Consider the following 25,250-nt stretch of genomic DNA (forward strand, 5'->3'; position numbering starts at 1 on the left):
TGGCCATGACCGACCGGTCCCATGGGCGGCTGCGGTGGCGGGGGCTGCTCGCCGCCGCGCAGCGCGAGTACGACGCGCCGGCTCCCCACTACGACAAGGTGATCGAGCTCCTCGACGAGGTGGTCGGGGCTGCCGCCCCCCGGGCCGCCCGGCGCAGCGCGCGGGCCCTGCAGGCCCTCGCGCTCACCCAGCTCGCCTACTCGGCCGACTACGGCCCCCTGCGTACGGTCTATCTGACGGCGGCGCGCGAACTGTCGACCGGCGCGCTCACCGCACCCCGGGCGTCCGCCGCACCGAGCGGCCCGCCAGCACACCGGTCCGCCTGCCGTCCTCGATGACGAATTTCCCGTCGATCAGGACGTACGGGATGCCGACGGGCAGCGTGCGCGGGGACTCGAAGGTGGAGCCCGCCGCGACCGTGTCCGGGTCGAACAGGACGAGGTCCGCGCGGTAGCCCTCACGGACGAGCCCCCGGTCGGGCAGCCGCAGCCGGGCGGCGGGCCGGGAGGTGAGATGAGCGACGGTCTCCTCGAGTGACATGACGCCCAACTCCCGCGCGTAGTGCCCGAGATAGTGCGGGAACGTGCCGTAGGCGCGGGGGTGCGGCTTGTCCCCCTGGAGGATGCCGTCGCTGCCACCCGTGTGCACGGGGTGCCGCATGATGGCCCGCACGTTCTCCTCGTGGCCGACGTGCTGGAGGATCGTGGACCCGAGCCCGTCGTCGACGAGCAGCCGCCGGGCGGTGGTCCAGGGCGCCTCGCCGCGCCGGGCGGCGGCCTCGGCCACGGTCTTCCCGACACAGTCGGCGAGGCCGGGGTGGCTCACGCCCGAGATCTCGATCGTGCCCCAGTCGATGGGCACGCCGTGGCAGCCGTCCGCGCCGACGACCTCCATGTGATGCCGGATGCGCTCGGCGGTGGCGTCGTCCCGAAGCCGCCCGAGAGTGGCCTCGGGCCCGCCCTCACTGGCCCAACTGGGCAGCATCGCCACGAGAGTCGTGCACCCGGGGGTGTACGGGTAGGTGTCGAGGCTGATGTCCGCCCCGGAGGCGAGGGCGTCGTCGAGCAGGGCGAGCAGCTCGGGAGCCCGGCCCTTGTTCACGCCGAAGTTCATGGTGGCGTGCGCGAGGTGGAGGGAGCACCCGGCGTCCCGGGTGAGCCGCACCATCTCCTCGTACGCTTCGAGGGCGCCGGTGCCGTAGGAGCGGTGGTGGGGGCAGTAGTAGCCGTCGTAGCGCGCGACGACGCGGCAGAGCTCGGTGAGCTCGGAGTCGGTGGCGTACATGCCGGGCGTGTAGGTGAGCCCGGAGGACATGCCGACAGCACCCTCTTCCATGGATGTGGCCACCAACTGGCGCATGTGGTCGAGCTGTTGGCGGGTGGCGGGCCGGTCGTCCCAGCCGACGGCGTACATCCTGACCGTGCCCTGCGGGATGAGATAGGCGGCGTTGACGGCGATGCCGCGGTCGAGGCGGTCGAGGTACTCGCCGACGGTGCGCCAGTCGAAGTCGATGTCGCTGCCGTCGCCGTTCCACCCGGTGATGGCCCGGCGGACCTCGCCGAGCGTGCGGTCGTCGACGGGCGCGTACGAGAGCCCGTCCTGCCCGAGCACCTCCAGGGTGACGCCCTGGGCGGCCTTCGCGCTGTGGTCCGGGTCGCGGAGCAGGGCGAGGTCGGAGTGGGCGTGCATGTCGATGAACCCGGGTGCGAGGGCGAGGCCGTGGGCACGGAGGGTGCGGCGGGCGGTGAGCGGCGGCTCGCCGGGTTTCCTGATCGCGGCGATCCGGCCGTCTGTGATGCCGACGTCGGCGGGGTGGGAGGGGGTGCCGGTGCCGTCGATGACGCGGGCGTCTTGGATTAGGAGGTCCATGCGTGCCTCTCGTGTGAGTCGGGTCTTTTCCCCCACCCCGCCCCTTCCCCTAGACCCTCCGGGGGTGGGTGGGTCGGCTGGTGGGTGGTGCTGGGCCCGGGGCGTGGTCGACAGTCTGCGGGCCGTCGGCGACCCCTCGCGCAGTTCCCCGCGCCCCCAAACCCCGTTTCTGGCTTCGGGCCGTGGGTGGTTGCTCGCGCAGTTCCCCGCGTTCCCTAGAGCCGCCTTCGGCTGCGGGCCGTGCGTGGCTGGTCGCGCAGTTCCCCGCGCCCCTAGCAGGGTTGGTCCCGGCAGGATCGAGCATCTTCAGCCCGCCCGGCTCCTTGCGCACCGCCCTTCCAGGCACTCCCAGCCCGTCCAGCACCTGCCAGCCGCCCGCACAGGCACTCCCAGCCCGTCCGGCGATTGAGGACGAGCGCCCTTAAGGCGCGAACGGGGGTCCGGGGGCGCAGCCCCCGCAGGGGGTCTGGGGCGCAGCCCCAGGGGCCGAGCCATCCAGTCCTGAGCAACGGGCGGGTGGGTGGGCGAACCCCCGGGGTCGGGGGCGGAGCCCCGGGCGGGGCCAGGGTCAGAAGTACGTGCGGATGTAGTCCGACACCGCCCCGTCCCCCGACACCACCGGAATCAACCCCCACTTGTCGAACACCGTGCACGGATGCGAAAGCCCCATCCCCACCCAGTCCCCGACGGACAGCGAAACCCCCTCCGCCGTACGCAGCCACCCGTGCTGATCGGAGAGCCCCGTCACCGAGATGCCCGACGCGGGCCGGACAACCCCGGAAGCCGCATCCCGCACCACCTCCGCCACGGGCAGGTCGAGGTCGTACGCCGCATCCCGCTTCCCCGCGTTCACGAACGCCTGCTCCGGCGAGGGCCGCGACACGACCTGGGCCCAGAGCCGGAAGGCCGGCTGGAGGGCGCCCTCCGAGGGCACCCGGTTGAACGGGGTCAGCTTCCGGTAGTGCCCCGAGTCGTGCGAGACGTACGCCCCGGAGCGGAGCAACTTCAGTACGGGGAGCGACAGTTCGGGGATGGCGGCGAAGGTCTCCGCGACCGAGTCGAACCACGCCGATCCCCCCGCGCTGACCACGATTTCATCGAGGCCGAGCCCCGCGAACCGACCCGCCTTGTCGAAGTCGACCGCCAGCGAGACGATCCGCTCCAGATAGGCCCCCACCCGCGCGGGGTCGGCCTGCGGAACCTCGCCCTCGTACCCTGCGACGCCGACGAGCCGCAGCGTCCCGACGCGGCCCACCGCGTCGGCGACCTCCGCGCACTCCGCCGCCGTACGCACACCCGTCCGCGCGCCGTCGCCCGCGGCGAGCTCGACCACCACGTCCACCGGCCGGGCGGAGCCCCGCAGCGCCTCGTCCATCAGCTCGACCCCGCGTACGGAGTCGACGTAACAGATGAAGCGGAAGGACGGGTCCCGCGACAGCTCCGCGGCGATCCAGCGCAGCGCGGGCGCGTCCACGAGCTCGTTCGCGAGGAAGATCCGCTCGGTCCCGAACGCCCTCGCCACGCGCACCTGGTGGGGCATGGCGAGGGTGATCCCCCAGGCGCCGCGCTCGACCTGGCGGGCGAAGAGCTGCGGCGCCATCGTGGTCTTGCCGTGCGGCGCGAAGGCCAGGCCGTGGCGTTCCGCGTACGTCTCCAGGAGGGCGAGGTTGTGCTCCAGGGACTCCGCGGACAGGGTGAGGACCGGAGTGCTGAAGCCGCCGGTGAAGAGGTCGCGGCGCTGGGCGGCGAGCTCGGCGACGGTGAGCCCGTCCGCGTCCGGCGGCAGCCCCTTGAAGCGGTGGTCGACGCGTTCGGCGCCCAGCGCCGCAAGCCTGTCTTCGCGATCGGTGGCTGCCACGGAAAACCTCACCCTCCTCGGGTGGCGTTGCAGCATCTGCAACACCCATTGCGTATATCGCTCAATGCTGTCTAACATCCGGGCCAACGCCGGGTCAATGACCGGCCTCGGCCGCCCATCAGCGAGGAGCCAGCAGTGACCACCGGATCCCCAGCCGCCGCGGACGACGCCGACACTCCCGTCGACGTCGTCTGCCTCGGCGAGTCCATGGTCACCTTCCTCCCGGCCCGGCCGGGCCGCCTCGCCGATGTTCCCGCGTTCGAGCGGACGATAGGCGGCGCCGAGTCCAACGTGGCCTGCGCGCTCGCGGCGGCCGGGCACCGTGCGAAGTGGGTCGGCCGGGTCGGCTCGGACGGCTTCGGCGACCATCTGGTCGAGGCGATCGGCGCGTACGGGGTCGACGTGAGCGCCGTACGCCGCGACCCGGTGCGGCCCACCGGGATCTACTTCCGCACCGCCGACGACCGGGCGGCCGACGGCCATGAGGTGCTCTACTACCGCGCCGGGTCGGCGGCCTCCGCGATGTCGCCGGCGACCGTGCCGTACCGGGACCTGTGGGGCGGGCGGATCCTGCACCTGTCCGGCATCACGGCCGCGCTCTCCGACGACTGCCTCGCCCTGATGCGCGCCCTCGTCTCCCGCCGTCCCGGCCGCCCCCTCGTCTCGTTCGACGTCAACTACCGGCCGGGGCTGTGGCGGGACGCGGCGGGACCCGCCGTGCTGCTCGAACTGGCCCGGGGGGCGGACGTCGTCTTCGTGGGGGAGGACGAGGCGGAGGAGGCGTGGGGGCTGCGGGGAACCCATGCCATCAGCAATGCGCTGCCGGAGCCGGCCGTCCTGGTCGTGAAGCTGGGCAAGGGCGGGGCCATCGTCTTCGAGAGGGGGCCCGAGGCCACCGAAGGGCTCGGGGACGGCGACGGGGTGGCCACCCTCGTACGTCCTCCCCGTGTCGACGTAGTCGCCCCCGTAGGCGCAGGCGACGCATTCGCCGCCGGGTTTCTCAGTGCCACCCTCCGCGGCCTCCCCGTGCGCGACCGCATCCGGCACGGGCACCTCATGGCGGCCGCCGTGCTCACCGTGCCCGGGGATCTCACCCAGCCGCCGACCCGCGCACACGCCGACCGGCTCGTGGCCCTCGACGACACCGGCTGGGGGAGACTTCGTCTCGGCCCCGGGTGGACGGGGGACGACCAGGAGGTACGTACGCCATGAGTCAGACCGTCGACCGGGCGCTGAGCATCCTGCCGCTGCTCGCGCAGGGCCCCGCCGACCTAGGGCAGGTCGCCGACCGGCTCGGGGTGCACAAGTCCACCGCGCTGCGGCTCCTGCGCACCCTGCACGAGCACGGCCTCGTCTACCGCCAGGAGGACCAGCGCTACCGGCTCGGCGCCCGCCTCTTCGCGCTCGCCCAGGAAGCCGTCGAGAACCTGGACGTACGCGAGATCGCCCACCCCCACCTCGTCGCGCTCAACGAGCGGATCGGGCACACCGTCCACCTCGCCGTGCACGAGGAGGGAGAGGTCCTCTACATCGACAAGGTCGAGAGCCGCTACCCCGTGCGGATGTACTCGCGGATCGGGAAGCCGGTCGCGATCACCGTCGCCGCCGTCGCCAAGCTGCTGCTCGCCGACCTGCCGGAGGCCGAGCGCCGAGCCGTCGCGGAGAAGCTCGACTACCCCACCTACACGTCCCGTTCGACGCCCAACGCCGCCGCCTTCCTCAAGGAGCTGGCGACCGTGCGCGAACAGGGCTGGGCCACCGACCTCGGTGGTCACGAGGAGTCCATCAACTGCATCGGGGCCCCCATCCGCGGTGCGGACGGCCGGGTCGTCGCCGCCATGTCGGTGTCCGCGCCGAACGTCGTCGTCACGGCCGAGGAACTCCTCACCCTGCTTCCCCAGGTGCGCCGCACCGCGGAAGACATCAGCCGCGAGTACTCCGGTACCGCCCCCGACACCCCACCCGCACAAGGAAGTTCCGATGACCGATAAGACCGCCCTCACCCCCGCCACGCACACCACCCCGCCCGCCAAGTTCTCGCACGGCGTGCGGAAGGGGAACATCCTCCAGGTCGCCGGCCAGGTCGGTTTCCTGCCGGCCGTCGAGGGCCGCGCGCCCACCCCGGCCGGGCCCACCCTGCGCGAGCAGACCCTCCAGACCTTCGCCAACGTCAAGGCGATCCTGGAGGAGGGCGGCGCGAGCTGGGACGACGTGATGATGATGCGCGTCTATCTGACGGACGTGGACCACTTCGCGGAGATGAACGAGATCTACAACGCCTACTTCGAGGAGCAGGGGCTCAAGGCGCCCGCATCCGCCCGCACGACCGTGTACGTCGGTCTCCCGGCCGGCCTGCTCATCGAGATCGATGCCCTCGCCGTACTGGACGCGTAATTCCTTGCTGCCCTTAGTCACACCGCTCGACCCGCCGCACGGTGCGGTACCCCGGACCGCCGGGGTGCCGTGCCGCGGTCCCCCCTGCCCTGGAACCCCCCTGCTGTACAACGGAGTTGGCACATGTTGTTCCAAGCTGTCGCGGCCGCCACCCCACCACCCCCCGTCCACACGGGCGGCATCCTGCCCCTCGTCGGCGGCACCGCCGGTCTCCTGACCGTCGCCGTCCTGGGCATCGCCCTGCTGCTCTTCCTGATCATCAAGGTCAGGCTCCAGCCGTTCGTGGCCCTGCTCGCGGTCTCCATAGCCGTCGGCCTCGGCGCGGGCCTGTCGGTGACCGAACTCTTCGGTACGGTCCAGAAGTCCGCCGCCGTCTCGGTCGTCGAGTCCGGCATGGGCGGCATCCTCGGCCATGTGGCGATCATCATCGGGCTCGGCACGATGCTGGGCGCGATCCTCGAAGTCAGCGGCGGCGCCGAGGTGTTGAGCACCCGGCTGCTGAATGTGTTCGGGGAGCGACGCGCCCCCCTGGCCATGGGCCTGACCGGCTTGATCTTCGGCATCCCGGTCTTCTTCGACGTCGGCATCTTCGTCCTCGCGCCCATCGTGTACGCGGCCGCCAAGAGGTCCGGCAAGTCGATCCTGCTGTACTGCATGCCGCTGCTCGCGGGCCTGTCCATGACCCACGCGTTCCTGCCGCCGCACCCCGGCCCGGTGGCCGCGGCCGGCCTGTTCCACGTCTCGCTCGGCTGGGTCATCCTGATGGGCGCCCTGGTCGGCATCCCGTCCGTGCTCGCCGCGTGGGGCTACGCCGCCTGGATCGGCAAGCGGATCTTCGTCGAGGTCCCGCAGGACATGCTGGAGGCCGCCGAGGAGGCGAAGGCCGCCGTCGCCGCCGAACAGCGGGCCGCCGGGGTCACCCCGCGCGAGGAACCGCCACCGCTGGGCGCCGTCCTCGCCATCATCGGCACGCCGCTGATCCTGATCCTGGCCGCCACCTTCTCCTCGATCGCCCTGGACCCCTCCACGCTGCGCTCGGTCCTGGAGTTCTTCGGCAACCCCTTCGTGGCCCTGACCCTCGCCCTCGTCCTCGCCTACTACCTGCTCGGCATCCGGCGCGGCTGGTCCCGCAAGTCCCTCGAAACGGTGTCGACCTCATCCCTCAAGCCGGTCGGCAACATCCTGCTGGTGGTCGGCGCGGGCGGCATCTTCGGCGCGGTCCTGAAGGCCTCGGGCATCGCGGACGCGCTGGCCACCACCTTCAACAACGTAGGCCTCCCGGTCATCCTCCTGGCCTGGCTGATCTCGGTCGTCCTGCGCGTCGCCCAGGGCTCGGCCACGGTGGCGATCGTGACGACGGCCGGCATCGTGGTCCCCCTGGTGGAGGGCTTCGGCTACTCCCAGGCCCACCTGGCCCTGATCATCATGGCGATCTCGGCGGGCTCGATCTTCGCCTCGCACGTGAACGACGGCGGCTTCTGGATGGTGGCCAAGTACTTCGGCATCACGGAACGGGACACCCTGAAGTCCTGGACGGTCCTGGAATCGGTCCTGTCGGTAGCGGGCTTCGCGGTGGCGGCGGTGCTCAGTCTGGTGATCTAGGAGCCCGAGGGGGTGGCCGGTGGGGGTTGCCCGCTACGGGCTGCTTCGGCCATCCCTTCCAGCACGCATACAACTCCTTTTGTCCACTTGCCCGTTGCCCAGTGGACCCTCAACAATGCGCATGACAAAACCGCACTCCTTCATCATCCGAGCACCCTCAAAAAGGGAACCCCCACATGAAGAAGTCCTACGTCGGCGCACTCGGCGCCGTCTGTGCCCTGCTGCTCGCGACCGCGGGCGCGGTGCCCGCCGTCGCGGCTCAGCCCTCCGACAGCAAGGCCCCCGTCAAGGCCGCCCCCGCCAAGGCCGCCGCCAAGGCGGTCAACTTCGCCGGGACCGTGGCGCTGAGCAACTGTTCGGGCTCCGTGATCCGTACGCCCAGCTCGCAGCCGAACGACCCCGCGCTCGTGCTCTCCAACGGGCACTGCCTCGAAAGCGGATTCCCCGCCGCAGGCGAGGTCATCACGGACCAGCCGTCGTCCCGCTCGTTCTCGCTGCTGAACGCGTCGGGGTCCAAGGTCGCCACCCTGCGCGCCACCAAGGTCTCGTACGCCACGATGACCGACACCGACATATCGATCTACCAGCTCAACACGACGTACGCCAAGATCCAGAGCAGCTACGGGATCAGCGCGCTCACCCTCAACGACGCGCACCCGACGCAGGGTTCGGCGATCAAGGTCGTCTCCGGGTACTGGAAGCGGACCTACAGCTGCAACGTGGACGGCTTCGTCTACCGGCTGAAGGAGGGCGACTGGACCTGGAAGGACTCGGTCCGCTACACCTCGTCCTGCAACACCATCGGCGGAACCTCCGGCTCGCCGGTGATCGACACGACCACCGGCAAGGTCGTCGCCGTCAACAACACCGGGAACGAGGACGGCGAGCGGTGCACGGAGAACAACCCGTGCGAGGTCGACGAGAACGGCAACGTGACCGTACGCCAGGGCATCAACTATGCCGAGGAGACGTACATCATCGTTCCCTGCATCGGGGCCGGTAACAAGATCGACCTGACCCGGGCCGGCTGCACGCTGCCCAAGCCGTAAGCGCGCGACAGCAGCGCCGTCCGGGCTTGCGGGCGGCGCTGCTGTCCGTTGCCACCCGTTACGGCAGGGCGTGTACGTGCGGACCCACCGCGTTCGACCAGGCGTTGCCCGAGGACGCGTCCCAGTTGGTGGACCACGTCATCGCGCCGCGCAGGCCCGGGTACGTCTTCGACGGCTTGAACGAGCCGCAGTTCGTGCCCTGGGTCAGGCAGTCGAGCGCCGCGTTCACCACCGACGGCGACACATAGCCGCTGCCCGCGCCGGACGTCGACGCCGGCAGGCCGAGGCCCACCTGCGACGGGTCGAGGCCGCCCTGGAGCTGGATGCAGGCGAGTGCGGTCAGGAAGTCGACCGTGCCCTGCGAGTACACCTTGCCGTCGCAGCCGTTCATCGAGCCGCTGTTGTAGTACTGCATGTTGACGACGGTCAGGATGTCCTTGATGTTGAGCGCCGTCTTGAAGTACTCGTTCGACGGGGACTGCATGTCGATGGTCTGCGGAGCCATCGTGATCACGAGCTTGCTGCCCGCCTTGGCGGAGAGGGACTTCAACGCCTGTGTCATGTAGGTGGAGTTGAGGCCGTTCTCCAGGTCGATGTCGACGCCGTCGAAGCCGTACGTCTGCATCAGCGAGTAGACGGAGTTCGCGAAGTTGTTCGCCGAGGCGGAGTCGCTGACCGAGATCGTGCCGTTCTGGCCGCCGATCGAGATGATCACCGACTTGCCCGCCGCGTGCTTGGCCGCGATGTCCGCCTTGAACTGGTCGACGCTGTAGCCGCCCAGGCCGTTGGTGTCGAGCGTGAAGCTCACCGCGCCCGGCGTCGTGGTGGCGTCCGCGAAGGCGACCGCGATGATGTCGTAGTTCGCCGGCACGTCGCTGATCTTCTGCACGGTCGCGCCGTTGTTGAAGTTCTGCCAGTAGCCGGTCACCGCGTGCTTGGGCACGGTCCCGCCGCCCGGGTTGCCACTGGAGCCGGACGTCGTGCCGGTCACCGCCGCCGACTTCGGGGACTCGCCCGCCGCGTTGGTCGCGGTCACCTGGAACTGGTACGAGGTCGAGGCGCTCAGCCCGGTCACGGTCGCCGAACTGCTCGTCACCGACTGCACCTTGGTGCCGCCCTGGTAGACGTTGTAACCCGTCGCGTTCGACACCGCGCCCCACGACAGGTTCACCGAGGACGAGCTGACCGAGCCGACCGCCAGACCGCCCGGAGCCGCCGGAATCGTCGGCGCGGGGTCGCCGCCCCCGCCGCCGTCGGGTCCGTACACCGAGATGTCGTCGGCGTAGTACGCGGGCTGGCCGTACCAGCCGTGGGTGTAGATCTGCACGGAGGTCGTCGAGGAGCCGGTGGTGAACGTCGTGGACAGCTGGCCGTAGCCGCTGCCGGTGCCCGGCGTCCAGGTCGAGACGTCGGTGGTGCCGGTGCCGCTCGCGCCGAGGTAGACGTAACTGCCCTGCACCCAGGCGCTCAGCGTGTAGGTCGAGTTGGGCTTGACCGCGACGGTCTGCGAACACTGGCCGGTGTCGGAGCCCGACGGCGTCGCCTTGAGGGCGGCGGTTCCGCCGTGCACCGGGGAGGAGACGACCGAGCCGCTGCCGGCCGTGCAGCTCCAGCCGCCGAGGCCCGACTCGAACCCGGCGTTCTTGGCGTTGTTGACATCGGCCGCCGACGCGACGCCGGTGAGCCCGGCTATGGAGAGCGCGCCGGCCGCGGCCACGGCAAGACCGAATCTTGCACGGTTCACTTGCTGCCTCCGGGAGGGGAGTTGGGAGGAGAGGAGGACGTGGGGGAGTGGGGGTGGGGCGTCCTGGTCGCACAACATGGTCCAGACCAATTGGGTTGTCAAGACCTCTGGCGGTGACCCGTACACGGTCCTGCGCCTGGGCTCCCTGTGGCGCTCGCTCGTTCGGCCTTCTGGAGTGAAGGATCAATTCCGGCCGCACGGCTGGCTGACTTTCCACGCAACTCCCGTCCCACGCGCACCAAAACCGGCCGTGGAAGCACACAGGAAAGGAGAAGACGGTTCTCCGGCCGGTAGGTCGTGGATAAAGTGCTGAGGCAGGTGGGAATTGCAGTGATCAGTTGCGGTCGTGGGGGCTCGCACACGCTCGCGCGTCCGAAGGGAACGGGGGCCGCAAGGTGGCGACCGCGATCAGTGAACGGGGGCCCGCGACGTGCCGACCGCGATAGCCGTCACCAGCCCCGACCTGGTGCTGCCGCCGACCGATCCGCAGACGCCGCTCGCGGCGCTGTTCCAGTCGCCGCACGCCCAGCCGCTCGATGCCGCACTCGTCGACATGCACCGCCTCCTGGAACAGCACGGCTATGTCATCGCGTTCTATCCGGCATCAATTGACGCCGCCCATGAACACCGGCTGCATACCGTTCGGTCTCTCCTGGAAACGGATCGGATCACCCTGATCAAATCCGATCTTCCGCCGCTGGGACTCGCCATCCTCGTGCGGCAGTTGAGGCAGCTGTCGGTCTGCGATTTCAGCCCCGGCGTCATCGCCTCGGCGGCCCGGCTGCTCTCCCACTACATCCACGCGGGCGCCGTCCTCAACTCCGTGACCCGCCTGGAGCGCATCCCGGTCGCCCTGACCGCGCACGCCAAGTCCTGGATACCGGGCAGCCAGTTCGCCGTCCTCGCCAACCCCGCCCCACAACTCGTGAAGGTCGGCCCGGCCGGCGCCCTCACCGGGCCCGACTTCGCCTGTCACCTCCTGCTCGCCCGAGGCACCGCCAACGCCGACTGGATCACGGGAACCCTCGCCCCGTCCTGGCAGGTCAAGGCCGTGCAGGAGGCCGCCCTGCCCGCCGACTCGGCCACCTGGTGGGGCACCGGCAAACTGACCGAGTTCGCCGCCTACCTGCCCGACATCTCGGTCCTCTACCAACTCGTCGCCTCCGTACGCCGCGAACAGTGCCGCTGGTGCGCCATGGAGCTCATCGGCGACCGCTGCGGATTCTGCGCCTCGCACCAGCCGCCCGAGGAGGAGTCCGCCGACCCGTACGGCGCCGCCGCCCTCGGTCCCGTCCCCGCCTCCGCCTATCGCGCCCGGCCCCTCACCCGGGCCGAACGCCGCCGCGCCATCGCCCCGGGCCCCTGACCCAACGCGCCTCAAAGGCCCGCCACTTGCCCGCTCTGCCCCACGTCAGCGAACGAGGTCGTACGGTCAATGAACTCCCGCCAGCGCCGCGGCACCATCCTTCTCCTCCTCTCGGTCCTGTGCGCCCTCGGCGCGTTCGCCGGGGTGCTCACGGTGATCAGCGACGTGAACTCCAAGGTGGGGCCGGAGGTGACGGCGTACAAACTCAAGGACGACATCCCCGCCTACACGCCGCTCAAGGCCGACCTGTTCGTGAGGACGAGCATGCCCAAACGGTGGCTCTCGCAGGGCGCGGTCACCGACATCTCCGACGTCAACGGCAAGATGGCCGCCACCCACCTCACCCGCGGCTCGCTGCTCCAGGACGGCATGTTCACCGACCGGCCCCAGCTCAAGCCGGGCGAACAGGAGATCGCCATCATGATCGACGCGGCGACCGGTGTCGCCGGAAAGATCAACGCGAGCGACACGGTCAACATCTTCGCCACCTTCGCCGCCACCAAGCAGGGCGACACCCCCGAGTCCAAGCTCATCGTGGCCAATGCCCGGGTGATCGCCGTGGGTCAGCTGCAGGCGCTCAACCCGGACGCCGCCGCCAAGAATCAGACCACCCAGGCGGTCCCGATCACCTTCGCCCTCTCCACCCTCGACGCCCAACGGGTCGCCTACGCCGAGTCGTTCGCCACCCATGTCCGCCTCGCGCTCGTCGGCCGCGGCAACGGCGACAGCACGATCCCGCCCGGTGACCGTACGTACCGGCTCGAAAAGGACCAGTGAGGTGCGGATGACCACCAGAATCCTTCCGGCCGTCGCCGACGCGGACACCGCGCGCTCCGTCACCACCCTGCTCAGCCAGCTCCCCGACGCCGAACCCGCCGTGCCCGTCGGCGACTCCACCCAGCTCCTCGACACCCTGGCCAGGCTCGCGGCCGAGTCCCTGGACGAGCTCCCCGAGGTAGTCCTGGTCCACGAACGCATCGGCCCTGTTCCGGCCCTGGAGCTGATCCGCGAGGTCGCCCTGCGCTTCCCGGCGGTCGGCGTCGTCCTGATCTCCTCCGACGCCGGGCCCGCGGTCTTCTCCGCCGCCATGGACTCCGGCGCCCGCGGCCTGGTCGCGCTGCCCCTGTCGTACGAGGAGCTCGCGGTCCGCGTCCAGGCGGCGGCCCAGTGGTCCGCGGGCGTACGCCGTCACCTCGGCGCGAGCCTCGACGTCTTCACCGGGCCCGGCGGCACCGTGACCACCGTGACCGGCGCCAAGGGCGGCGTCGGCACCACGCTCGTGGCGGTCCAACTCGCCCTGGCAGCAAGGGCGTCGGGCCGCACCACGGTTCTTCTCGACATGGACCTCCAGGCCGGCGACGTCGCCTCCTACCTCGACGTCCAGTTCCGGCGCTCCATCGCCGACCTCGCCGCGATCACCGACATCTCGCCCCGCGTCCTCGCCGACGCCGTCTTCAACCACGAGAGCGGGCTGGCCCTGCTGCTCGCCCCCGGCGAAGGCGAACGTGGCGAGGAGGTCACCGACCGGGCCGCGCGCCAGATCATCGGCGCGCTGCGCACCCGCTACGAGGCCGTCGTGGTGGACTGCGGCACCCAGATGAACGCGGCCAACGCCGCCGCCGTCGAGACGGCCGACGTGGCGCTGCTCGTCACCACCCCGGACGTGGTGTCCGTACGGGGTGCCAAGCGGACCGTACGGATGTGGGACCGGCTCCAGATCCGCAAGGCCGAGGAGACCACCACGCTGGTCAACCGGCACACCCGGCACACCGAGATCCAGCCCCCGCTCGTCCAGAAGATCACCGGCACCCGGGTCGCCCAGACCGCCATCCCGGCCCACTTCAAGGAGCTCCAGGCCGCCGTCGACGCGGGCCGCCTGCACGACCTCGACAACAAGAGCACGGTGAAGCAGGCCCTGTGGGCGCTGGCCGGCGAACTCGGCCTGCTCAAGGCCCCGGAGGGCAGAGCGAAGGCGCGGGCCGCGCGGGGTTCCGGCCTGGTGCTCAGGCGCAGGGGCTGATGATGAGGCCGATGCGCGGGATGCGTCTTCTACGGATTCCCCGGGGCGAGCGGGACCGGGGGCAGACGGTCATCGAGTTCGTCGGCGTGGTCCCGCTGATCCTGCTGCTTCTGGTCGCGCTGTGGCAGTGCGCCCTGGTCGGCTACACCTTCGTCCTCGCGGGGAACGCGGCGGACGAGGGGGCGCGGGCCGGGGCGGCGGCGGAGGGGGACGCGAACGGCGCGTGCCGGGCGGCGGCCCTGCACGAGCTGCCCTCCGCTTTCCAGGGCGACCCGGCCTGCCATGAGGACGGCGGCATGTACCGGGCCAAGGTCACGCTCAAGATCCCCATCCTGATCCCGGGCGTCCTCAACAGCTTCCCCGTCGACGGCACCGCCGCCCATGTGAAGGAGCGCTGAGCCGTGCGCATCCGTAACCGGAGGAGGGCGGACGACCGGGGTCAAGTCGCCCTGGAATACATCGGGTTCGTGGCCATCCTGCTGCTCGTCGGCCTCGCCGCGATCCAGCTCGGGGTCGCCGCGTACGCCGTGAACCAGGCGGGGACGGGGGCGCGGGCGGCGGCGCGGGCGGCGAGCCTGGACGATCCGAGAGCGGGCGAGGCCCGGCTGGATCCCGTGGCCGCGGGCACGGCCGCGGTCAGCGGCTGGCTCAGTCCGAAGGTCTCGCCGGCCGGGAGCGGCGGGGACGGGGTGACGTACACCGTGACCATCAAGATCCCCAGCGTCATCCCCGGCATCAGCGACTTCGGCACCGCCACCCGCACCTCCACCATGCCGAAGCTTCAGCCCCACACCTGACCCGAGACGACTGGAGACGAGACACATGAGTCTGCGGGCACGCATCGCGGTCCCCGAGGAGACCGGCCCCGGGCGCGAGGACGGCCACCTCGTCGCCTCCTACCGGGCCAAGCTCCTGGAGGAGATCGACCTCGCGGAGATGTCGTCCCTTGCCGCCGCCGAGCGCCGGGCCCGCCTGGAGCGGGTGCTCGGGCACATCATCAGCCGCGAGGGCCCGGTGCTCTCCACGTCCGAGCGGGCCGGGCTGATCCGCCGGGTCGTGGACGAGGCCCTCGGTCTGGGCATCCTCGAACCGCTCCTCGAAGACGCCTCCATCACCGAGATCATGGTCAACGGCCCCGACCAGATCTTCGTCGAGCGCGGCGGCCGGGTGGAGCAACTCCCGCTCCGGTTCGCCTCGCACGAGCAGCTGATGCAGACGATCGAGCGGATCGTGTCGACGGTCAACCGCCGTGTGGACGAGTCGAACCCGATGGTGGACGCCCGGCTTCCGTCCGGCGAGCGCGTCAACGTGATCATCCCGCCGCTGTCCCTGACCGGCGCGACGCTCACCATCCGCCGCTTCCCGAGGTCGTTCACGCTCCAGGAGATGATCACCTTCGGCTCGCTCGACGAGCACATGCTGCTGCTGCTCGCCGGGCTCGTACAGGCCCGGTTCAACGTCATCGTCTCGGGCGCCACCGGCACCGGGAAGACCACGCTCCTCAACGCCCTGTCCGGCCTGATCCCGCCGCACGAGCGCATCATCACCATCGAGGACTCCGCCGAGCTCCAGCTCCAGCAGGCCCATGTCATCCGCCTGGAGTCGCGGCCCCCGAACGTCGAGGGCAAGGGCCACGTCTCCATCCGCGACCTCGTACGCAACTCACTGCGCATGCGGCCCGACCGGATCGTCGTCGGTGAGGTCCGCGGCGGCGAGTCGCTCGACATGCTCCAGGCGATGTCAACCGGCCACGACGGCTCGCTCGCCACCGTCCACGCCAACAGCGCCGAGGACGCGCTGATGCGCCTCCAGACCCTCGCCTCGATGTCGGAGGTCGATGTCCCGTTCGAGGCCCTGCACGACCAGATCAACTCGGCCGTCGACGTCATCGTCCAGCTCACCCGGCACGCGGACGGCGCCCGCAAGATCACCGAGATCGCCGTCCTCGAATCGCACGGCCGTGACCCGTACCGCATCACCACCGTCTGCCGCTTCGACGCCCAGCCGATGGCCGCCGACGGGCGCATCCACGGCCGCTTCCAGTACTTCCCGCTGCCCCGCCGCGTCGCCGACCGCCTCTACCTCGCCAACCAGCCCGTTCCGCAGGCGTACGGGGTGGCCTCAAGCGCCGAACAGCTCGCCGTCCGCCACGCCAACTGATCCGTCACCCGCTGACTGATCCGCCTCACCAGCTGAGTCCGCCACCCGCCAACTGGGTCCGTCACCCGCCAACTGACAGGGAAAGCGCAGATGAACCTCTCCTTCCTCACGCTCGGCGTCACCCTGCTCGCCGGGGTGCTCGCGGTCCTGGGGCTGCGCTCCTACGGGGCGGGCCGCGCCCAGCGCGAAGCCCTCATCGACCGGCTCACCAACCCGGGCGGCCAGCAGACGACCGGCCGGAACCGCCCGTTCCAGGGCCTGGACCGCAGACTGCGCGGTACGACACTGGGCCGCCGCATCGAGCTGAAGCTGGCCGCCACCGGCCTGGACCTGACCCCCGGCGAGTTCTTCGTGTACATGCTGGCCGGGGTGGCCGCCCTGTGGCTGATCGCGGCATCGGTGCTCGCCGCGTTCTTCGGCCCGCTCGCCGGGCTCGCGGGGCTGTGGAGCGCCAACTCGTTCCTCGACTGGCAGCGCCAGAAACGCATCGAGCGCTTCATCAACCAACTGCCCGAACTGTCCCGCATCCTCGCCAACGCCACCCAGGCCGGCCTCGCGCTGCGAACCGCGATCGCCATGGCGGCCGAGGAGATGGAGGCCCCGGCGGGCGAGGAACTGGGCCGGGTCACCGACCGGCTCGCCATGGGCGAGTCCCTCGACGACGCACTCGGCGAACTCGCCGACCGGCTCCCCTCCCGCGAACTGGTCGTCCTGGTGACGACGTTGGTGCTGGCCAACCGCGCGGGCGGCACCGTCGTCAGCTCGCTGCGCAACCTCACCACCACCCTGGAGGAGCGCAAGGAGACCCGGCGAGAGGTGCGCACCACGCTGGCCCAGGTGACGGTCACCGCGTACGCCGTGCCCGGCTTCGGGATCGCGGCGCTGCTCATGCTGAACGCGGTGATGCCCGGCGCGCTGGACCGCATGACGGGCGCCCTGCTCGGCCAGGCGGCGGTGCTGGTCTCGATCGCCCTGTACGCCCTCGGATTCTTCGTGGTCCGCCGCCTGTCCCGTATCGACGTATGACCCCGGGCAGCCGGCTGGAGAGAGGGGAGTGAGCGAGAAATGGGACTGCTCTTCGCGGCTCTGATGGGCCTGAGCGTGTACGGGATGTTCCTCGGCATCCGCATGTACCGGGCCGAGGTGAAGCTCCCGAGCGACCTCTCCGTGGCCCTGGAGGTCGGCGCGACGCGCACCACCGCCGTCGGCTCGGCCGTCGACCGGCTCGGCATGCGTTGGGCGCCGGCCGTGCTGCGGATGATGGGCCCCGAGCGGGTCGGCAGGAAGCGCCGCCAGATCGACCTCGCGGGCAACCCGGGCGGCCTCACCGTCGACCGGTACGCGGCCCGCCGCGCGGTGTACGGGATGCTGGGCGCGGCGGCTGCGCTGATCATGCTGCTGGAAGGGCACTGGATCATCGCCCTGGTGATGGTGGCCTTCGCGCTGTTCTGGGTCGAGGTCGGCATCTGGTCGGCGGTCCGGGTCCGCCGCGACCACATCGAACGCACCCTGCCCGACTTCCTGGACGTACTCGCCGTCGTGGCCAGCGCGGGCCTCGGCTTCCGCCAGGCCCTCGACCGGGTCGCCGACAAGTACGAAGGGCCCTGGGCGGACGAACTGCGCATCACCCTGCGCCAGATGGACATGGGTGTCAGCCGCCGTCAGGCCTTCGAGGAACTGCGCAAGCGCAACGACTCCGAGCAGGTCGCGATGTTCGTGACCGCGCTCCAGCAGGGCGAGGAGCTGGGCGCGCCGATCGTCGACACCCTGATAGCGATCGCCGCCGACATGCGCCGCACGGACGCGCAGAACGCCCGCCGCAAGGCGGCCCGGGCGGTCCCCAAGGCGACCTTCGCGGTGACGACGTTCCTGCTGCCGGGCACGCTGATCCTGCTCAGCGTGGGCTTCGTCTACGGAGCGAACCTGGACTTCGGCGGCTTCCTGGGAGGCCCGAAGTGACCCTCCAACTGACGCTGGCGACAAGGGGGTTGAGAATGCCGCACCTGAACCGCCGCAGGGCGACGGAGGCTCTGCCACCCCCCACTCTCCAGATCAACGCACTCCAGGCGATGTGCCGCCAGGTGTTCGGCTTCCGCCTGGCGATGATCGCGATAGGCGCCCCCTTCGCCCTCGCGGGCGCGGCCAAGGGGGCGCCGGGCCTGCTGGTGGGCGCGGCGGTCCTGGTCACGTTCATGGGCTCGTACGTCCTGTTCCGCGACTGGGAACGCTTCGGCCCGCTGCTCCTGCGCCACCCCTGGCTGCTCGCGGTGGACGCCGTGTTCGGCGCACTCCTGCTGATCACGGCGACCCCGGAGTCGCCCCTCGGCTACGTCACGATCTGTACCCCGCTGCTCGCGGGCCTGGTGTACGGCTGGCGGGGCGCGGGCGTCTTCGCGGGCCTCCAGGTGACGATCCTGACGGTGGTGTACGCGACGGGCCCGAGGCATCAATCAGCCGACGTCTCCGCCCTGTTGCTGCCCGGCTTCTGCGTCATGGCGGGGGCGGTGGGAGTGACGATCCGCAACCTCCTCTTCCGCTTCGGCGCGGCGAGCCAGGCCCTGACGGAGACGAGGGCGCGCCTGGCGGTCGAGGAGGAGCGGGCGCGGCTGGCCCGCGACATGCACGACTCGGTGGCGAAGACGCTGCACGGCCTGGCGCTGGCGGCGGACGGGCTGGCGGCCTCGGCCGACCGGGTGGACCCGGCCACGGTCCGCCGGCAGGCCGAACTCGTGGCCAGGGCGGCACGCAGAGCGGCAGCGGAATCCCGGGAGCTGCTCGCGGACCTGAGGCGGACGCCGGGGGAGGTGGACGTACTGGACGAACTGCGCTTGTCGGTAAAGGACTTCACGCGACGAACGGGATCGGGAGCGGAGTGGAAGACGCTCGGCGACGGCCGGGGGGCGACGGTCCTCCCGGCGGCGGTGGCTCGTCAACTGGTCACGATCGCGAACGAGGCGATGGACAACGCGCACCGGCACGCGGGCCCCGCCCGCATCGCGGTGGAGGCGGGTGTCGAGGGCGGGATGTTCCGCCTGAGCGTCCACGACAACGGCAGGGGCCTGCCGCCCGGCACCACTCTGGACGACCTGAGACGCTCGGGCCACTTCGGCCTGGTGGGCATGGTGGAACGGGCGGCGGCGATCGGGGCGCGGATCAGGGTGGGCCGGGGGACGGCGCCGACGGGCACGGAGGTACGCGTGGAACTCCATGTGGAAGGCGTGCAGTTGCTCGGCAGTCGGATGGCTTCGGGAACTCCATGAGAGGAGAGGTGTCATGCCGGACGGAATGCCGTACGCGATCGGAGTGTGCGACCCGGTGCGTCCGCTGAGGATCGTCGTCGCGGACGACAACCCGGTCGTACGGGCGGGCCTGGTGGCGCTGCTGCACGGCTGCCACGACATCGAGGTGGCGGCGGAGGCGGCGGACGGCCGCGAGGCGTACGAGGCGGCGGTGCGCCACCGCCCGGACGTGATCCTGCTGGACGTCCGCATGCCGGGCGTCGACGGCATAGCGGCGCTGCCGCACCTGGTGGGCCTGGCCCCGGTGATGATGCTGACGTACAGCGGGGAGAGCGAGATCGTGCGGGAGGCGCTGCGGCTCGGGGCTGGGGGCTATCTGGTCCACGGGGAGTTCACCGCGGACGAACTGACCTCGGCGGTACGGGGGATGAGGGAGGGCAGGGCGGTCTTCACCGCCACGGCGGCGAACGCCCTCCTCGCCCACGTACGCGAGCAACCGGACCCGCCGTCTCCCATTTCCGCGCAATCCCTTTCGCAACTGCAACCGGTTGTGGCACAGTCTTCAACTGCACAGCGAGCAGTGTCCATGCGCAACAGGGAAGATTTCAGGCTGAGTTCGCGGGAAGCCGAGGTGATGGAGTTGATCGCGGCGGGCATGAGCAATCAGCACATCGCGGCCACGTGCTTCATCAGCGAGAAGACGGTCAAGAACCACATCAACCGCATCTTCGCCAAGCTGCACGCCACGACCCGCAGCCAGGCGATCGCCCGCTGGCTGGGGGTGTCCGGTGCGTAAGTCCCGCGCTTGGGCCCGGATTTGGGCCCCAGGACCCTCGGCGGCCTCCGGAACCCCGCCTTACGTTCCCGATGACGTACGACGTGACGCCCCAACCGGAGGAGAGCCGCGAAATGCCGCAGGACACGCTGCTGAAGACCGCCGTCGCTGCGCAGGTACGGGTGACCGGCTGGAGGGACACGGCGACCGCCCGCATCCGGCGCCGGTACGCGTCGGCGGACCCGGGCCGGGGCCGGGACCGGGGGCAGACTTCGTTCGAGTATCTGGGGATCATTTTGGTGGTGGTGGCGATTATCGGCGGGATTATGGCGACCGGGATCGGGACATCCATCACGAACAAGATCAAAGAACAGATCGACAAGATCAAGGCCGGCGGCTGATCCCAGACCTGCGCCAGGACCGAGGGCAGGCCTTCCCCATCTATGTGGTGATGGTGGCGGGCCTGCTCTTTCTTGCGTTCGCCTTCTTCGCGGTCGGCCAGGCGTCGGCGACGCGCAACGGGGCCCAGGGGGCGGCGGATTCGGCTGCTCTCGCCGCAGCGCAGCGCGCCCGTGAGGAACTGGGGCCGAAGTTCTTGGTCGCGCTCACGACGCCCGGCGGTCTCGACGACATCTTCAAGGACGGCACCTTTATCGCCCCTGCGCATGACGAGGCGGTGAGTTTCGCTGCGAAGAACCATGCCGACCTCGACCCGCAGGGATGGAATCCTCACCCCGGTGACGTCGGCCAGTTCAAGTTCACTGTGGGCGTCCGGACCCAGTACACCGTGGGCAAGTCGGTGATCCCGGGCACCGAGAACGAGAAGGCAACTGCCCATGCCACGGCGGTGGTGGAGCTTCGATGTGTTCTGCCGCCCGCCAAGGGCAGCGGCAGCGGTCCGAAGCCGCCGCCTCCTCCGGTCACGATCACGTGCGACGGCAAGGACCTGCCCGTGGATCCCAGGCCCGCCCTGGACAAGATCTTCACCGTGAAACTGGTCGACTGACAGCAAGCGACGAGCAGAGGAATGGCACCGATGAGCGTTCGGCATACGTTGAGGGCCCGTAGGGGGGCGGTGGCGGCGGCGATGGCGGTCACCCTGGCGTTGGCTGTCGGCGGATGCGGCGGCGACAGCAAGGACGGCAAGTCGAACGCAGCTAGCAGTGGTTCGCAGTCGAAGTCGGCGTCCTCGGGGGGTGGCCAGCAGCCGGGTTCCTCGTCGCCGAAGTCCGACCCCACGGTCAAGCTCGCGGAGTCCACGGGTCAGGGCGGGATCGTCCTCACCATCAACAGCGTGTCCCGCGATTCGGGCGGATTCGTCACGGTGTCGGGCCAGTTGAAGAACCCTGGATCGGAGAACTTCGTCGACACCTCCGGCTGGGTCGGCACCGAGAAGGACGTGCTGGCCAGCGGCGATTCGGTGGCCGGGGCGACACTCGTCGACAAGGTGGGCAAGAAACGCTATTACGTACTCCGCGACACGGGTGGGAAATGCCTCTGCACGATGGGAATCGTAGGAGTGAAGGCGGGCCAGACCGTCCCCTTCTTCGCCCAATTCCCCGCCCCACCCAACGGCACAAAGGAAGTCGACTTCCAACTGCCCACCTTCCCCACCATGACCGTTCCCGTCTCCGGGTGATCACGCCATGACCAGAACCCGGCACGCAGCCGTAGCGATCGCCGCCGCGCTAGTCCTGGCCGCCGGCGGAACCACCGCGTACGCCGACGAGACGCCGAGCAGCCCCCCACTGCCCGGCACGGAAGCGACGTCCGACCCCTCCATGAAGGTGGACAGCACCTCCCCGAACCTGAAGCTCCCCGAGGGCGGCACGCTCGCGGCGCCGAAGGTGCTCGACATCAAGTCGATCGTCGAGGACCAGGGCGGCGAGGAGCGCCGCTCGGACACCAACACGAGCGTGACGTTCGCGCTGCAGGCGGAGGTGCTGTTCGCGATGGACAGCGCGGCCCTGTCGCCCGACGCGAACGACCGCATCCAGGGCATCGCGGCGGAGATCAAGAAGCAGAAGGCGACCAACGTCCGGGTCTTCGGCTTCACGGACAACCTCGGCACGCACGAGCACGGAGTGGTCCTCTCCAAGCAGCGTGCGGACGCCGTCCAGAAGGCCCTCTCCCTGTCGCTCGGCCCCGACGTGACCTTCGAGATCCGGGGTTACGCCGAGGACTACCCGATCTCGGACAACTCGACGGAGGACGGCCGCAAGAAGAACCGACGGGTGGAGGTCAGTTTCACTCGGAGCAGCGGGTAGAAAAGGGGCCGGGCGCAGTGCCTGGTTATCCTGGCCGCTGAGCGGTGTGTGCGGGACGGTGACGCCACTCCGAATTGTTCTTGGGAGAGGTGATGGTGTGGCCAAGCCTGTACGTGCGGCTATCGGGAATGTGTGGGTCAAGTGCATATTCTGTCAGGGTGATGAGTTTCGGGAACGTGAGGTGAAACTCAACAGCTCAGGTATGGAGTTCATGAACTTCGGCTGGGCGAATGAGTCGGCGAGCGGTCTGATCTGCTGGAATTGCGGCTATGTGCACTTGTTCGTGAACAAAGACCTCAAACTGTACAAACCGAAGAAGGCCGAGAGGTGACGAGGTCACCCTCGTAGGTGCTTGGCGAACGGGACCTTGCCCGTGTCCCGCTCGGAGCACTCAGAGCAGATGGTCCGCCTTTCCGGCCTTGATGTCGCGGATGAGGTTGCGCAGGGCGTCGCGGGTGTCGGTGAGGTAGTGGTCCTCCTGCCCGACGACCGCGATGTACGCGTTGCCGTCACCGTCGACGCCGAGGCGGAAGCAGTTGTTGCCCTCGCCGCAGTACGGCTCTTCCCACTCGATGCGGTTCATGTCGTCCCCTCCTAAAGCTGGCTCGCCACGCGCTGGATGAAGTCGACGGATTCCGTCGCGGGCAGCGCTGCCGCCTCCATCCAGTCCAAGTGGGCCCGGTACTTGGTCAACTGCGCCTCGGCGTGCATGAATTCCGGACCGTGTGCCGAATCCAGTTGGACGGTGTCGAGCTGAGGGACCACGCCCTCGGCGTACAGCAGGGCGTGCCCGGCGCCGGGGAAGGCGCCGCGTTCCACTGGGATGACCCGCAGTTCGATGTGGTCGTGCTCGGACGCGGCGCAGAGGTGGTGGAGTTGTTCGCGGGTCACCTTGCGGCCCCCGAACTGCATGCGCAGCGCAGCCTCGTGGATGTATCCGACGTAGTCGAGCGGAGGATCCTTCTCGAAGACCCGCTGACGCTCGATGCGATGGGTGACTCGCAGCTCCACTTCGAGGCGGGGCAGGGGCGGGATCACCGCGCCGAACACGGCCCGTGCGTACTCCTCGGTGTGCAGGAGGCCTGGGAGGTGGACGGTCTGTGCCGTACGGAGGCGTACGGCGTGCCACTCCAGCTCGGCGATGTCGAGGAGACCCGAGGGCAGCGTGCCGCGATACCGCTCCCACCAGCCGCGCTCCCGTTGTGCCGCGATTTTGGCCAGCGCCTCTGCGTAGCCGACGTCTGCGCACTCGTAGTTGCTCGCGAGCATGCGTACACGTTCGGGGGTGATGGGCCGGATCCCCGACTCCATGTTGGAAACCTTGGTCCGGTCGAGACCGAGCAGCCCGGCCGCGTACTCGGTGGTGGCGCCGGCCGCGGTCCGCATCTTGCGCAACTCGGCGCCGAGTCGCTTCTGGCGTTCGGTAGGGGCAGGGCGCGTCGGCATGCGGGTCAGTCTGCCGTCGTCCGCGTGTGTCGGTCCACTGGTGGGGGCAATTGCCACTGAAGTGGTGGCACGTGTGCCGAAGTTGGCCCTACAGTGGGTAACGAATCAACTACGCAAGCGAGTTGGAAGTGCATCGCGCGAGCCTGCCCGCGTGCTCCTCCCCTGGGAGGGGTGGGCCCGTGCCAGGGAGACAAGCCACTGCTCGCTGCCCCGCCCACCAGCACACGGGAGCCAGAGATGCTCACCACCCGCACCACTGCGGCCTGCCCAGCCGCCCACCCGGCACCGATCGTCTGCCCACCACCCCCGGAGGGGCTGTCACTCAGCCTCACCCTGCCCGGTGAACCGCACTGCGCGGGCATCGCGCGCAGCGCGGTCCGCTCGGCCCTGCACGCTCACGCGCTCGATCCGTTCGCGCCCGAAGTGGTGCTCGCCACGTCCGAACTGGTCGCCGTGGCCGCGTACTTGAACCCCTCCCAGGACCTCTACCTCTCCCTCCGGCATCGCGACAGCGCACTGCGCCTGATCGTGTACGACGCCCATGCCCGGCACGCCCATCCCCGGCTCGCCACTGCCTGTGACGCCCGACGCCGGGGCGGGCTACGGCTGCTCGCCGCGGTTGTACGGGATTGCGGCGGTGACTGGGGATTCGGCGAATCCCGCGAACCCGGCGGCGGCACCCGGAGCTGGGCGGTGCTGCCGTGCCTCATGAACTGAGGCTGATCGGAGCAGGGCGCAACCGGTCCGGCGCTGAGGCGGCCGGTCCGGGGGCTGCACTCGGCTGATGCCGGGCGCGGCGTAGTGCTGTGGCCGGCTCGGATATGGGCGCCTGTGAAGCCCACGCTGCTCGCGCCTTCCCGGCATGCAGGATGCGCCGCCGCGGCGCTCCCGCTCAGGCCGACCTGCGGCCAGTGCCCAAGTAGGCCGTGACCTGGTGCAATCGCTGCCAGGCTGAGGTATTGGTGCCGTCGCCGAAGGTGAAGTGCAGGGCTGGGCGGGCGGTTGGGCCGAGTTGCGCGGGGGCCAGTTCGGCGAGAGCGCGGCGGGTACGGGCGAGGCCGAGCTCCGCCACCGCGTCGGGGCCGAGGGTGAACGAGAGTGGGATGGACGGCGGCTCATGGTGCGCCGGAGCTGTGAGGTCGGCTCGGGCCGGACGCAGTTCGGTGACCATCGTGGCGAGGTCGTGCCGGTCCGCGAGGGTCTCCGCCAGCTTCGGCAGCGCCTCCAGGGGCGGGCGTTGGCCAGCGGCGTGGCCGACTGCCAGGGTGATGTGTTCCTCGATGCCGGCGCGGGTGTGGGCGATGCGGGTGGTGGCGATGGCCGGTCTCTCGGGAGCGCCGACCGCGACGAGCCAGGTGGGGGTGGAACTTCGTGCCCTGTCGCGGGCTAGATGTATTGATCCGCAGGGTTGTTGACGCGGGTGATGGGCGGGTGTCCGTCGAGTGCGGTGTGGCAGCGGTG

At 70.1% G+C, this 25,250-nt stretch carries 28 protein-coding genes; 22 read left to right on the forward strand and 6 right to left on the reverse strand.

What is annotated here, in order from left to right:
- Window positions 1-5: 5 nt before the first annotated feature.
- Complete coding sequence (locus tag ABD346_RS16680) at window positions 6-338, forward strand: alkyl sulfatase dimerization domain-containing protein (protein ID WP_344375570.1); 333 nt, start codon at window positions 6-8, stop codon at window positions 336-338.
- On the opposite strand, the gene ABD346_RS16685 is transcribed toward ABD346_RS16680, so the two are convergent.
- Both ABD346_RS16685 and ABD346_RS16690 read right to left on the reverse strand, forming a co-directional pair.
- On the reverse strand, window positions 268-2,166 hold the full coding sequence (locus ABD346_RS16685) for an N-acyl-D-amino-acid deacylase family protein (protein ID WP_344375623.1): 1,899 nt from the start codon (window positions 2,164-2,166) through the stop codon (window positions 268-270). The genes ABD346_RS16680 and ABD346_RS16685 overlap by 71 nt on opposite strands.
- A 271-nt stretch (window positions 2,167-2,437) precedes the next feature.
- The gene (locus ABD346_RS16690; RefSeq protein WP_344375572.1) at window positions 2,438-3,727 is read right to left on the reverse strand and encodes an amino acid deaminase; all 1,290 of its coding nucleotides are present in this window, start codon (window positions 3,725-3,727) and stop codon (window positions 2,438-2,440) included.
- A 135-nt stretch (window positions 3,728-3,862) separates the two neighbouring features.
- On the opposite strand from ABD346_RS16690, the gene ABD346_RS16695 reads away from it, so the two are divergent.
- The 5 genes from ABD346_RS16695 (at window position 3,863) to ABD346_RS16715 (ending at window position 8,772) form a co-directional block, all read left to right on the forward strand.
- Window positions 3,863-4,939, forward strand: coding sequence for a sugar kinase (locus ABD346_RS16695; RefSeq protein WP_344375574.1), 1,077 nt, complete (start codon window positions 3,863-3,865; stop codon window positions 4,937-4,939).
- Window positions 4,936-5,718: an IclR family transcriptional regulator gene (locus tag ABD346_RS16700; RefSeq protein WP_344375575.1), complete on the forward strand. Its 783-nt coding sequence runs from the start codon at window positions 4,936-4,938 to the stop codon at window positions 5,716-5,718. Before ABD346_RS16695 ends, ABD346_RS16700 begins: the two co-directional genes overlap by 4 nt.
- Window positions 5,708-6,121 carry a RidA family protein gene (locus ABD346_RS16705; protein WP_344375577.1) on the forward strand — a complete coding sequence of 138 codons (414 nt, stop codon included), beginning with the start codon at window positions 5,708-5,710 and terminating at the stop codon, window positions 6,119-6,121. Before ABD346_RS16700 ends, ABD346_RS16705 begins: the two co-directional genes overlap by 11 nt.
- Window positions 6,122-6,244: 123 nt before the next feature.
- Complete coding sequence (locus ABD346_RS16710) at window positions 6,245-7,723, forward strand: GntP family permease (RefSeq protein ID WP_344375579.1); 1,479 nt, start codon at window positions 6,245-6,247, stop codon at window positions 7,721-7,723.
- Between the two features lie 176 nt (window positions 7,724-7,899).
- Entirely contained in the window at window positions 7,900-8,772 is an 873-nt protein-coding gene (locus ABD346_RS16715) for a S1 family peptidase (protein ID WP_344375580.1), read from the forward strand.
- A gap of 58 nt (window positions 8,773-8,830) precedes the next feature.
- On the opposite strand, the gene ABD346_RS16720 is transcribed toward ABD346_RS16715, so the two are convergent.
- On the reverse strand, window positions 8,831-10,594 hold the full coding sequence (locus ABD346_RS16720) for a chitinase (protein WP_344375583.1): 1,764 nt from the start codon (window positions 10,592-10,594) through the stop codon (window positions 8,831-8,833).
- 352 nt (window positions 10,595-10,946) lie between these two features.
- On the opposite strand from ABD346_RS16720, the gene ABD346_RS16725 reads away from it, so the two are divergent.
- From ABD346_RS16725 to ABD346_RS16795, 15 genes are all read left to right on the forward strand, one after another.
- The gene (locus ABD346_RS16725; RefSeq protein ID WP_344375585.1) at window positions 10,947-11,882 is read left to right on the forward strand and encodes a hypothetical protein; all 936 of its coding nucleotides are present in this window, start codon (window positions 10,947-10,949) and stop codon (window positions 11,880-11,882) included.
- 69 nt (window positions 11,883-11,951) lie between these two features.
- Entirely contained in the window at window positions 11,952-12,659 is a 708-nt protein-coding gene (gene cpaB / locus ABD346_RS16730; RefSeq protein WP_344375587.1) for a Flp pilus assembly protein CpaB, read from the forward strand.
- A 7-nt stretch (window positions 12,660-12,666) separates the two neighbouring features.
- Entirely contained in the window at window positions 12,667-13,902 is a 1,236-nt protein-coding gene (locus tag ABD346_RS16735; RefSeq protein ID WP_344375588.1) for a CpaE/TadZ family protein, read from the forward strand.
- 11 nt (window positions 13,903-13,913) lie between these two features.
- On the forward strand, window positions 13,914-14,300 hold the full coding sequence (locus ABD346_RS16740) for a TadE/TadG family type IV pilus assembly protein (RefSeq protein WP_344375590.1): 387 nt from the start codon (window positions 13,914-13,916) through the stop codon (window positions 14,298-14,300).
- A 3-nt stretch (window positions 14,301-14,303) separates the two neighbouring features.
- A complete protein-coding gene (locus ABD346_RS16745; protein WP_344375591.1) occupies window positions 14,304-14,699 on the forward strand; it encodes a pilus assembly protein in 396 nt (131 codons plus the stop codon).
- 25 nt (window positions 14,700-14,724) lie between these two features.
- Window positions 14,725-16,062 (forward strand): TadA family conjugal transfer-associated ATPase, encoded by a 1,338-nt coding sequence (locus ABD346_RS16750; protein WP_344375593.1) that lies wholly within the window; start codon window positions 14,725-14,727, stop codon window positions 16,060-16,062.
- Window positions 16,063-16,152: 90 nt separating this feature from the next.
- The gene (locus ABD346_RS16755; RefSeq protein ID WP_344375594.1) at window positions 16,153-17,088 is read left to right on the forward strand and encodes a type II secretion system F family protein; all 936 of its coding nucleotides are present in this window, start codon (window positions 16,153-16,155) and stop codon (window positions 17,086-17,088) included.
- Between the two features lie 39 nt (window positions 17,089-17,127).
- Window positions 17,128-18,021, forward strand: coding sequence for a DUF5936 domain-containing protein (locus tag ABD346_RS16760; RefSeq protein ID WP_344375596.1), 894 nt, complete (start codon window positions 17,128-17,130; stop codon window positions 18,019-18,021).
- Complete coding sequence (locus ABD346_RS16765; protein WP_381229633.1) at window positions 18,018-19,322, forward strand: sensor histidine kinase; 1,305 nt, start codon at window positions 18,018-18,020, stop codon at window positions 19,320-19,322. The genes ABD346_RS16760 and ABD346_RS16765 overlap by 4 nt, the downstream gene beginning before the upstream one ends.
- Window positions 19,323-19,335: 13 nt before the next feature.
- Window positions 19,336-20,097 (forward strand): response regulator, encoded by a 762-nt coding sequence (locus ABD346_RS16770; protein WP_344375601.1) that lies wholly within the window; start codon window positions 19,336-19,338, stop codon window positions 20,095-20,097.
- Window positions 20,098-20,168: 71 nt separating this feature from the next.
- Window positions 20,169-20,477, forward strand: a complete 309-nt coding sequence (locus tag ABD346_RS16775; RefSeq protein WP_344375625.1) for a hypothetical protein — start codon at window positions 20,169-20,171, stop codon at window positions 20,475-20,477.
- Window positions 20,478-20,485: 8 nt separating this feature from the next.
- A complete protein-coding gene (locus ABD346_RS16780) occupies window positions 20,486-21,082 on the forward strand; it encodes a pilus assembly protein TadG-related protein (RefSeq protein WP_344375627.1) in 597 nt (198 codons plus the stop codon).
- 30 nt (window positions 21,083-21,112) lie between these two features.
- Window positions 21,113-21,715: a hypothetical protein gene (locus tag ABD346_RS16785; RefSeq protein WP_344375604.1), complete on the forward strand. Its 603-nt coding sequence runs from the start codon at window positions 21,113-21,115 to the stop codon at window positions 21,713-21,715.
- A 7-nt stretch (window positions 21,716-21,722) separates the two neighbouring features.
- Window positions 21,723-22,343 (forward strand): OmpA family protein, encoded by a 621-nt coding sequence (locus tag ABD346_RS16790; RefSeq protein ID WP_344375605.1) that lies wholly within the window; start codon window positions 21,723-21,725, stop codon window positions 22,341-22,343.
- A gap of 97 nt (window positions 22,344-22,440) precedes the next feature.
- Complete coding sequence (locus ABD346_RS16795; protein WP_344375606.1) at window positions 22,441-22,674, forward strand: hypothetical protein; 234 nt, start codon at window positions 22,441-22,443, stop codon at window positions 22,672-22,674.
- 60 nt (window positions 22,675-22,734) lie between these two features.
- On the opposite strand, the gene ABD346_RS16800 is transcribed toward ABD346_RS16795, so the two are convergent.
- Window positions 22,735-22,926 (reverse strand): hypothetical protein, encoded by a 192-nt coding sequence (locus ABD346_RS16800; RefSeq protein WP_344375608.1) that lies wholly within the window; start codon window positions 22,924-22,926, stop codon window positions 22,735-22,737.
- Between the two features lie 11 nt (window positions 22,927-22,937).
- Entirely contained in the window at window positions 22,938-23,789 is an 852-nt protein-coding gene (locus ABD346_RS16805) for a helix-turn-helix domain-containing protein (RefSeq protein ID WP_344375609.1), read from the reverse strand.
- A gap of 237 nt (window positions 23,790-24,026) precedes the next feature.
- Between ABD346_RS16805 and ABD346_RS16810 the strand changes: the two genes are divergently transcribed.
- Window positions 24,027-24,506 carry an ATP-binding protein gene (locus ABD346_RS16810; RefSeq protein ID WP_344375612.1) on the forward strand — a complete coding sequence of 160 codons (480 nt, stop codon included), beginning with the start codon at window positions 24,027-24,029 and terminating at the stop codon, window positions 24,504-24,506.
- Window positions 24,507-24,681: 175 nt separating this feature from the next.
- Here the strand turns inward: ABD346_RS16810 and ABD346_RS16815 are convergent, their stop codons facing one another.
- Window positions 24,682-25,185, reverse strand: coding sequence for a DUF6177 family protein (locus tag ABD346_RS16815; RefSeq protein WP_344375629.1), 504 nt, complete (start codon window positions 25,183-25,185; stop codon window positions 24,682-24,684).
- Window positions 25,186-25,250: the final 65 nt, after the last annotated feature.

It is taken from the genome of Streptomyces mauvecolor (assembly GCF_039532965.1).
Taxonomy (GTDB): domain Bacteria; phylum Actinomycetota; class Actinomycetes; order Streptomycetales; family Streptomycetaceae; genus Streptomyces; species Streptomyces violascens.

Bases quoted from the DNA above. Each gene is read 5' to 3' on its own strand.
- ABD346_RS16705 (WP_344375577.1), top strand. From the start codon at position 5,708: ATGACCGATAAGACCGCCCTCACCCCCGCCACGCACACCACCCCGCCC.
- ABD346_RS16775 (WP_344375625.1), top strand. From the start codon at position 20,169: ATGACGTACGACGTGACGCCCCAACCGGAGGAGAGCCGCGAAATGCCG.
- ABD346_RS16760 (WP_344375596.1), top strand. From the start codon at position 17,128: ATGGGACTGCTCTTCGCGGCTCTGATGGGCCTGAGCGTGTACGGGATG.
- ABD346_RS16715 (WP_344375580.1), top strand. From the start codon at position 7,900: ATGAAGAAGTCCTACGTCGGCGCACTCGGCGCCGTCTGTGCCCTGCTG.
- ABD346_RS16710 (WP_344375579.1), top strand. From the start codon at position 6,245: ATGTTGTTCCAAGCTGTCGCGGCCGCCACCCCACCACCCCCCGTCCAC.
- ABD346_RS16770 (WP_344375601.1), top strand. From the start codon at position 19,336: ATGCCGGACGGAATGCCGTACGCGATCGGAGTGTGCGACCCGGTGCGT.
- cpaB (WP_344375587.1), top strand. From the start codon at position 11,952: ATGAACTCCCGCCAGCGCCGCGGCACCATCCTTCTCCTCCTCTCGGTC.
- ABD346_RS16805 (WP_344375609.1), bottom strand. From the start codon at position 23,789: ATGCCGACGCGCCCTGCCCCTACCGAACGCCAGAAGCGACTCGGCGCC.
- ABD346_RS16740 (WP_344375590.1), top strand. From the start codon at position 13,914: ATGCGCGGGATGCGTCTTCTACGGATTCCCCGGGGCGAGCGGGACCGG.
- ABD346_RS16720 (WP_344375583.1), bottom strand. From the start codon at position 10,594: ATGTTGTGCGACCAGGACGCCCCACCCCCACTCCCCCACGTCCTCCTC.
- ABD346_RS16700 (WP_344375575.1), top strand. From the start codon at position 4,936: ATGAGTCAGACCGTCGACCGGGCGCTGAGCATCCTGCCGCTGCTCGCG.
- ABD346_RS16755 (WP_344375594.1), top strand. From the start codon at position 16,153: ATGAACCTCTCCTTCCTCACGCTCGGCGTCACCCTGCTCGCCGGGGTG.
- ABD346_RS16790 (WP_344375605.1), top strand. From the start codon at position 21,723: ATGACCAGAACCCGGCACGCAGCCGTAGCGATCGCCGCCGCGCTAGTC.
- ABD346_RS16785 (WP_344375604.1), top strand. From the start codon at position 21,113: ATGAGCGTTCGGCATACGTTGAGGGCCCGTAGGGGGGCGGTGGCGGCG.
- ABD346_RS16810 (WP_344375612.1), top strand. From the start codon at position 24,027: ATGCTCACCACCCGCACCACTGCGGCCTGCCCAGCCGCCCACCCGGCA.
- ABD346_RS16750 (WP_344375593.1), top strand. From the start codon at position 14,725: ATGAGTCTGCGGGCACGCATCGCGGTCCCCGAGGAGACCGGCCCCGGG.
- ABD346_RS16735 (WP_344375588.1), top strand. From the start codon at position 12,667: ATGACCACCAGAATCCTTCCGGCCGTCGCCGACGCGGACACCGCGCGC.
- ABD346_RS16680 (WP_344375570.1), top strand. From the start codon at position 6: ATGACCGACCGGTCCCATGGGCGGCTGCGGTGGCGGGGGCTGCTCGCC.
- ABD346_RS16800 (WP_344375608.1), bottom strand. From the start codon at position 22,926: ATGAACCGCATCGAGTGGGAAGAGCCGTACTGCGGCGAGGGCAACAAC.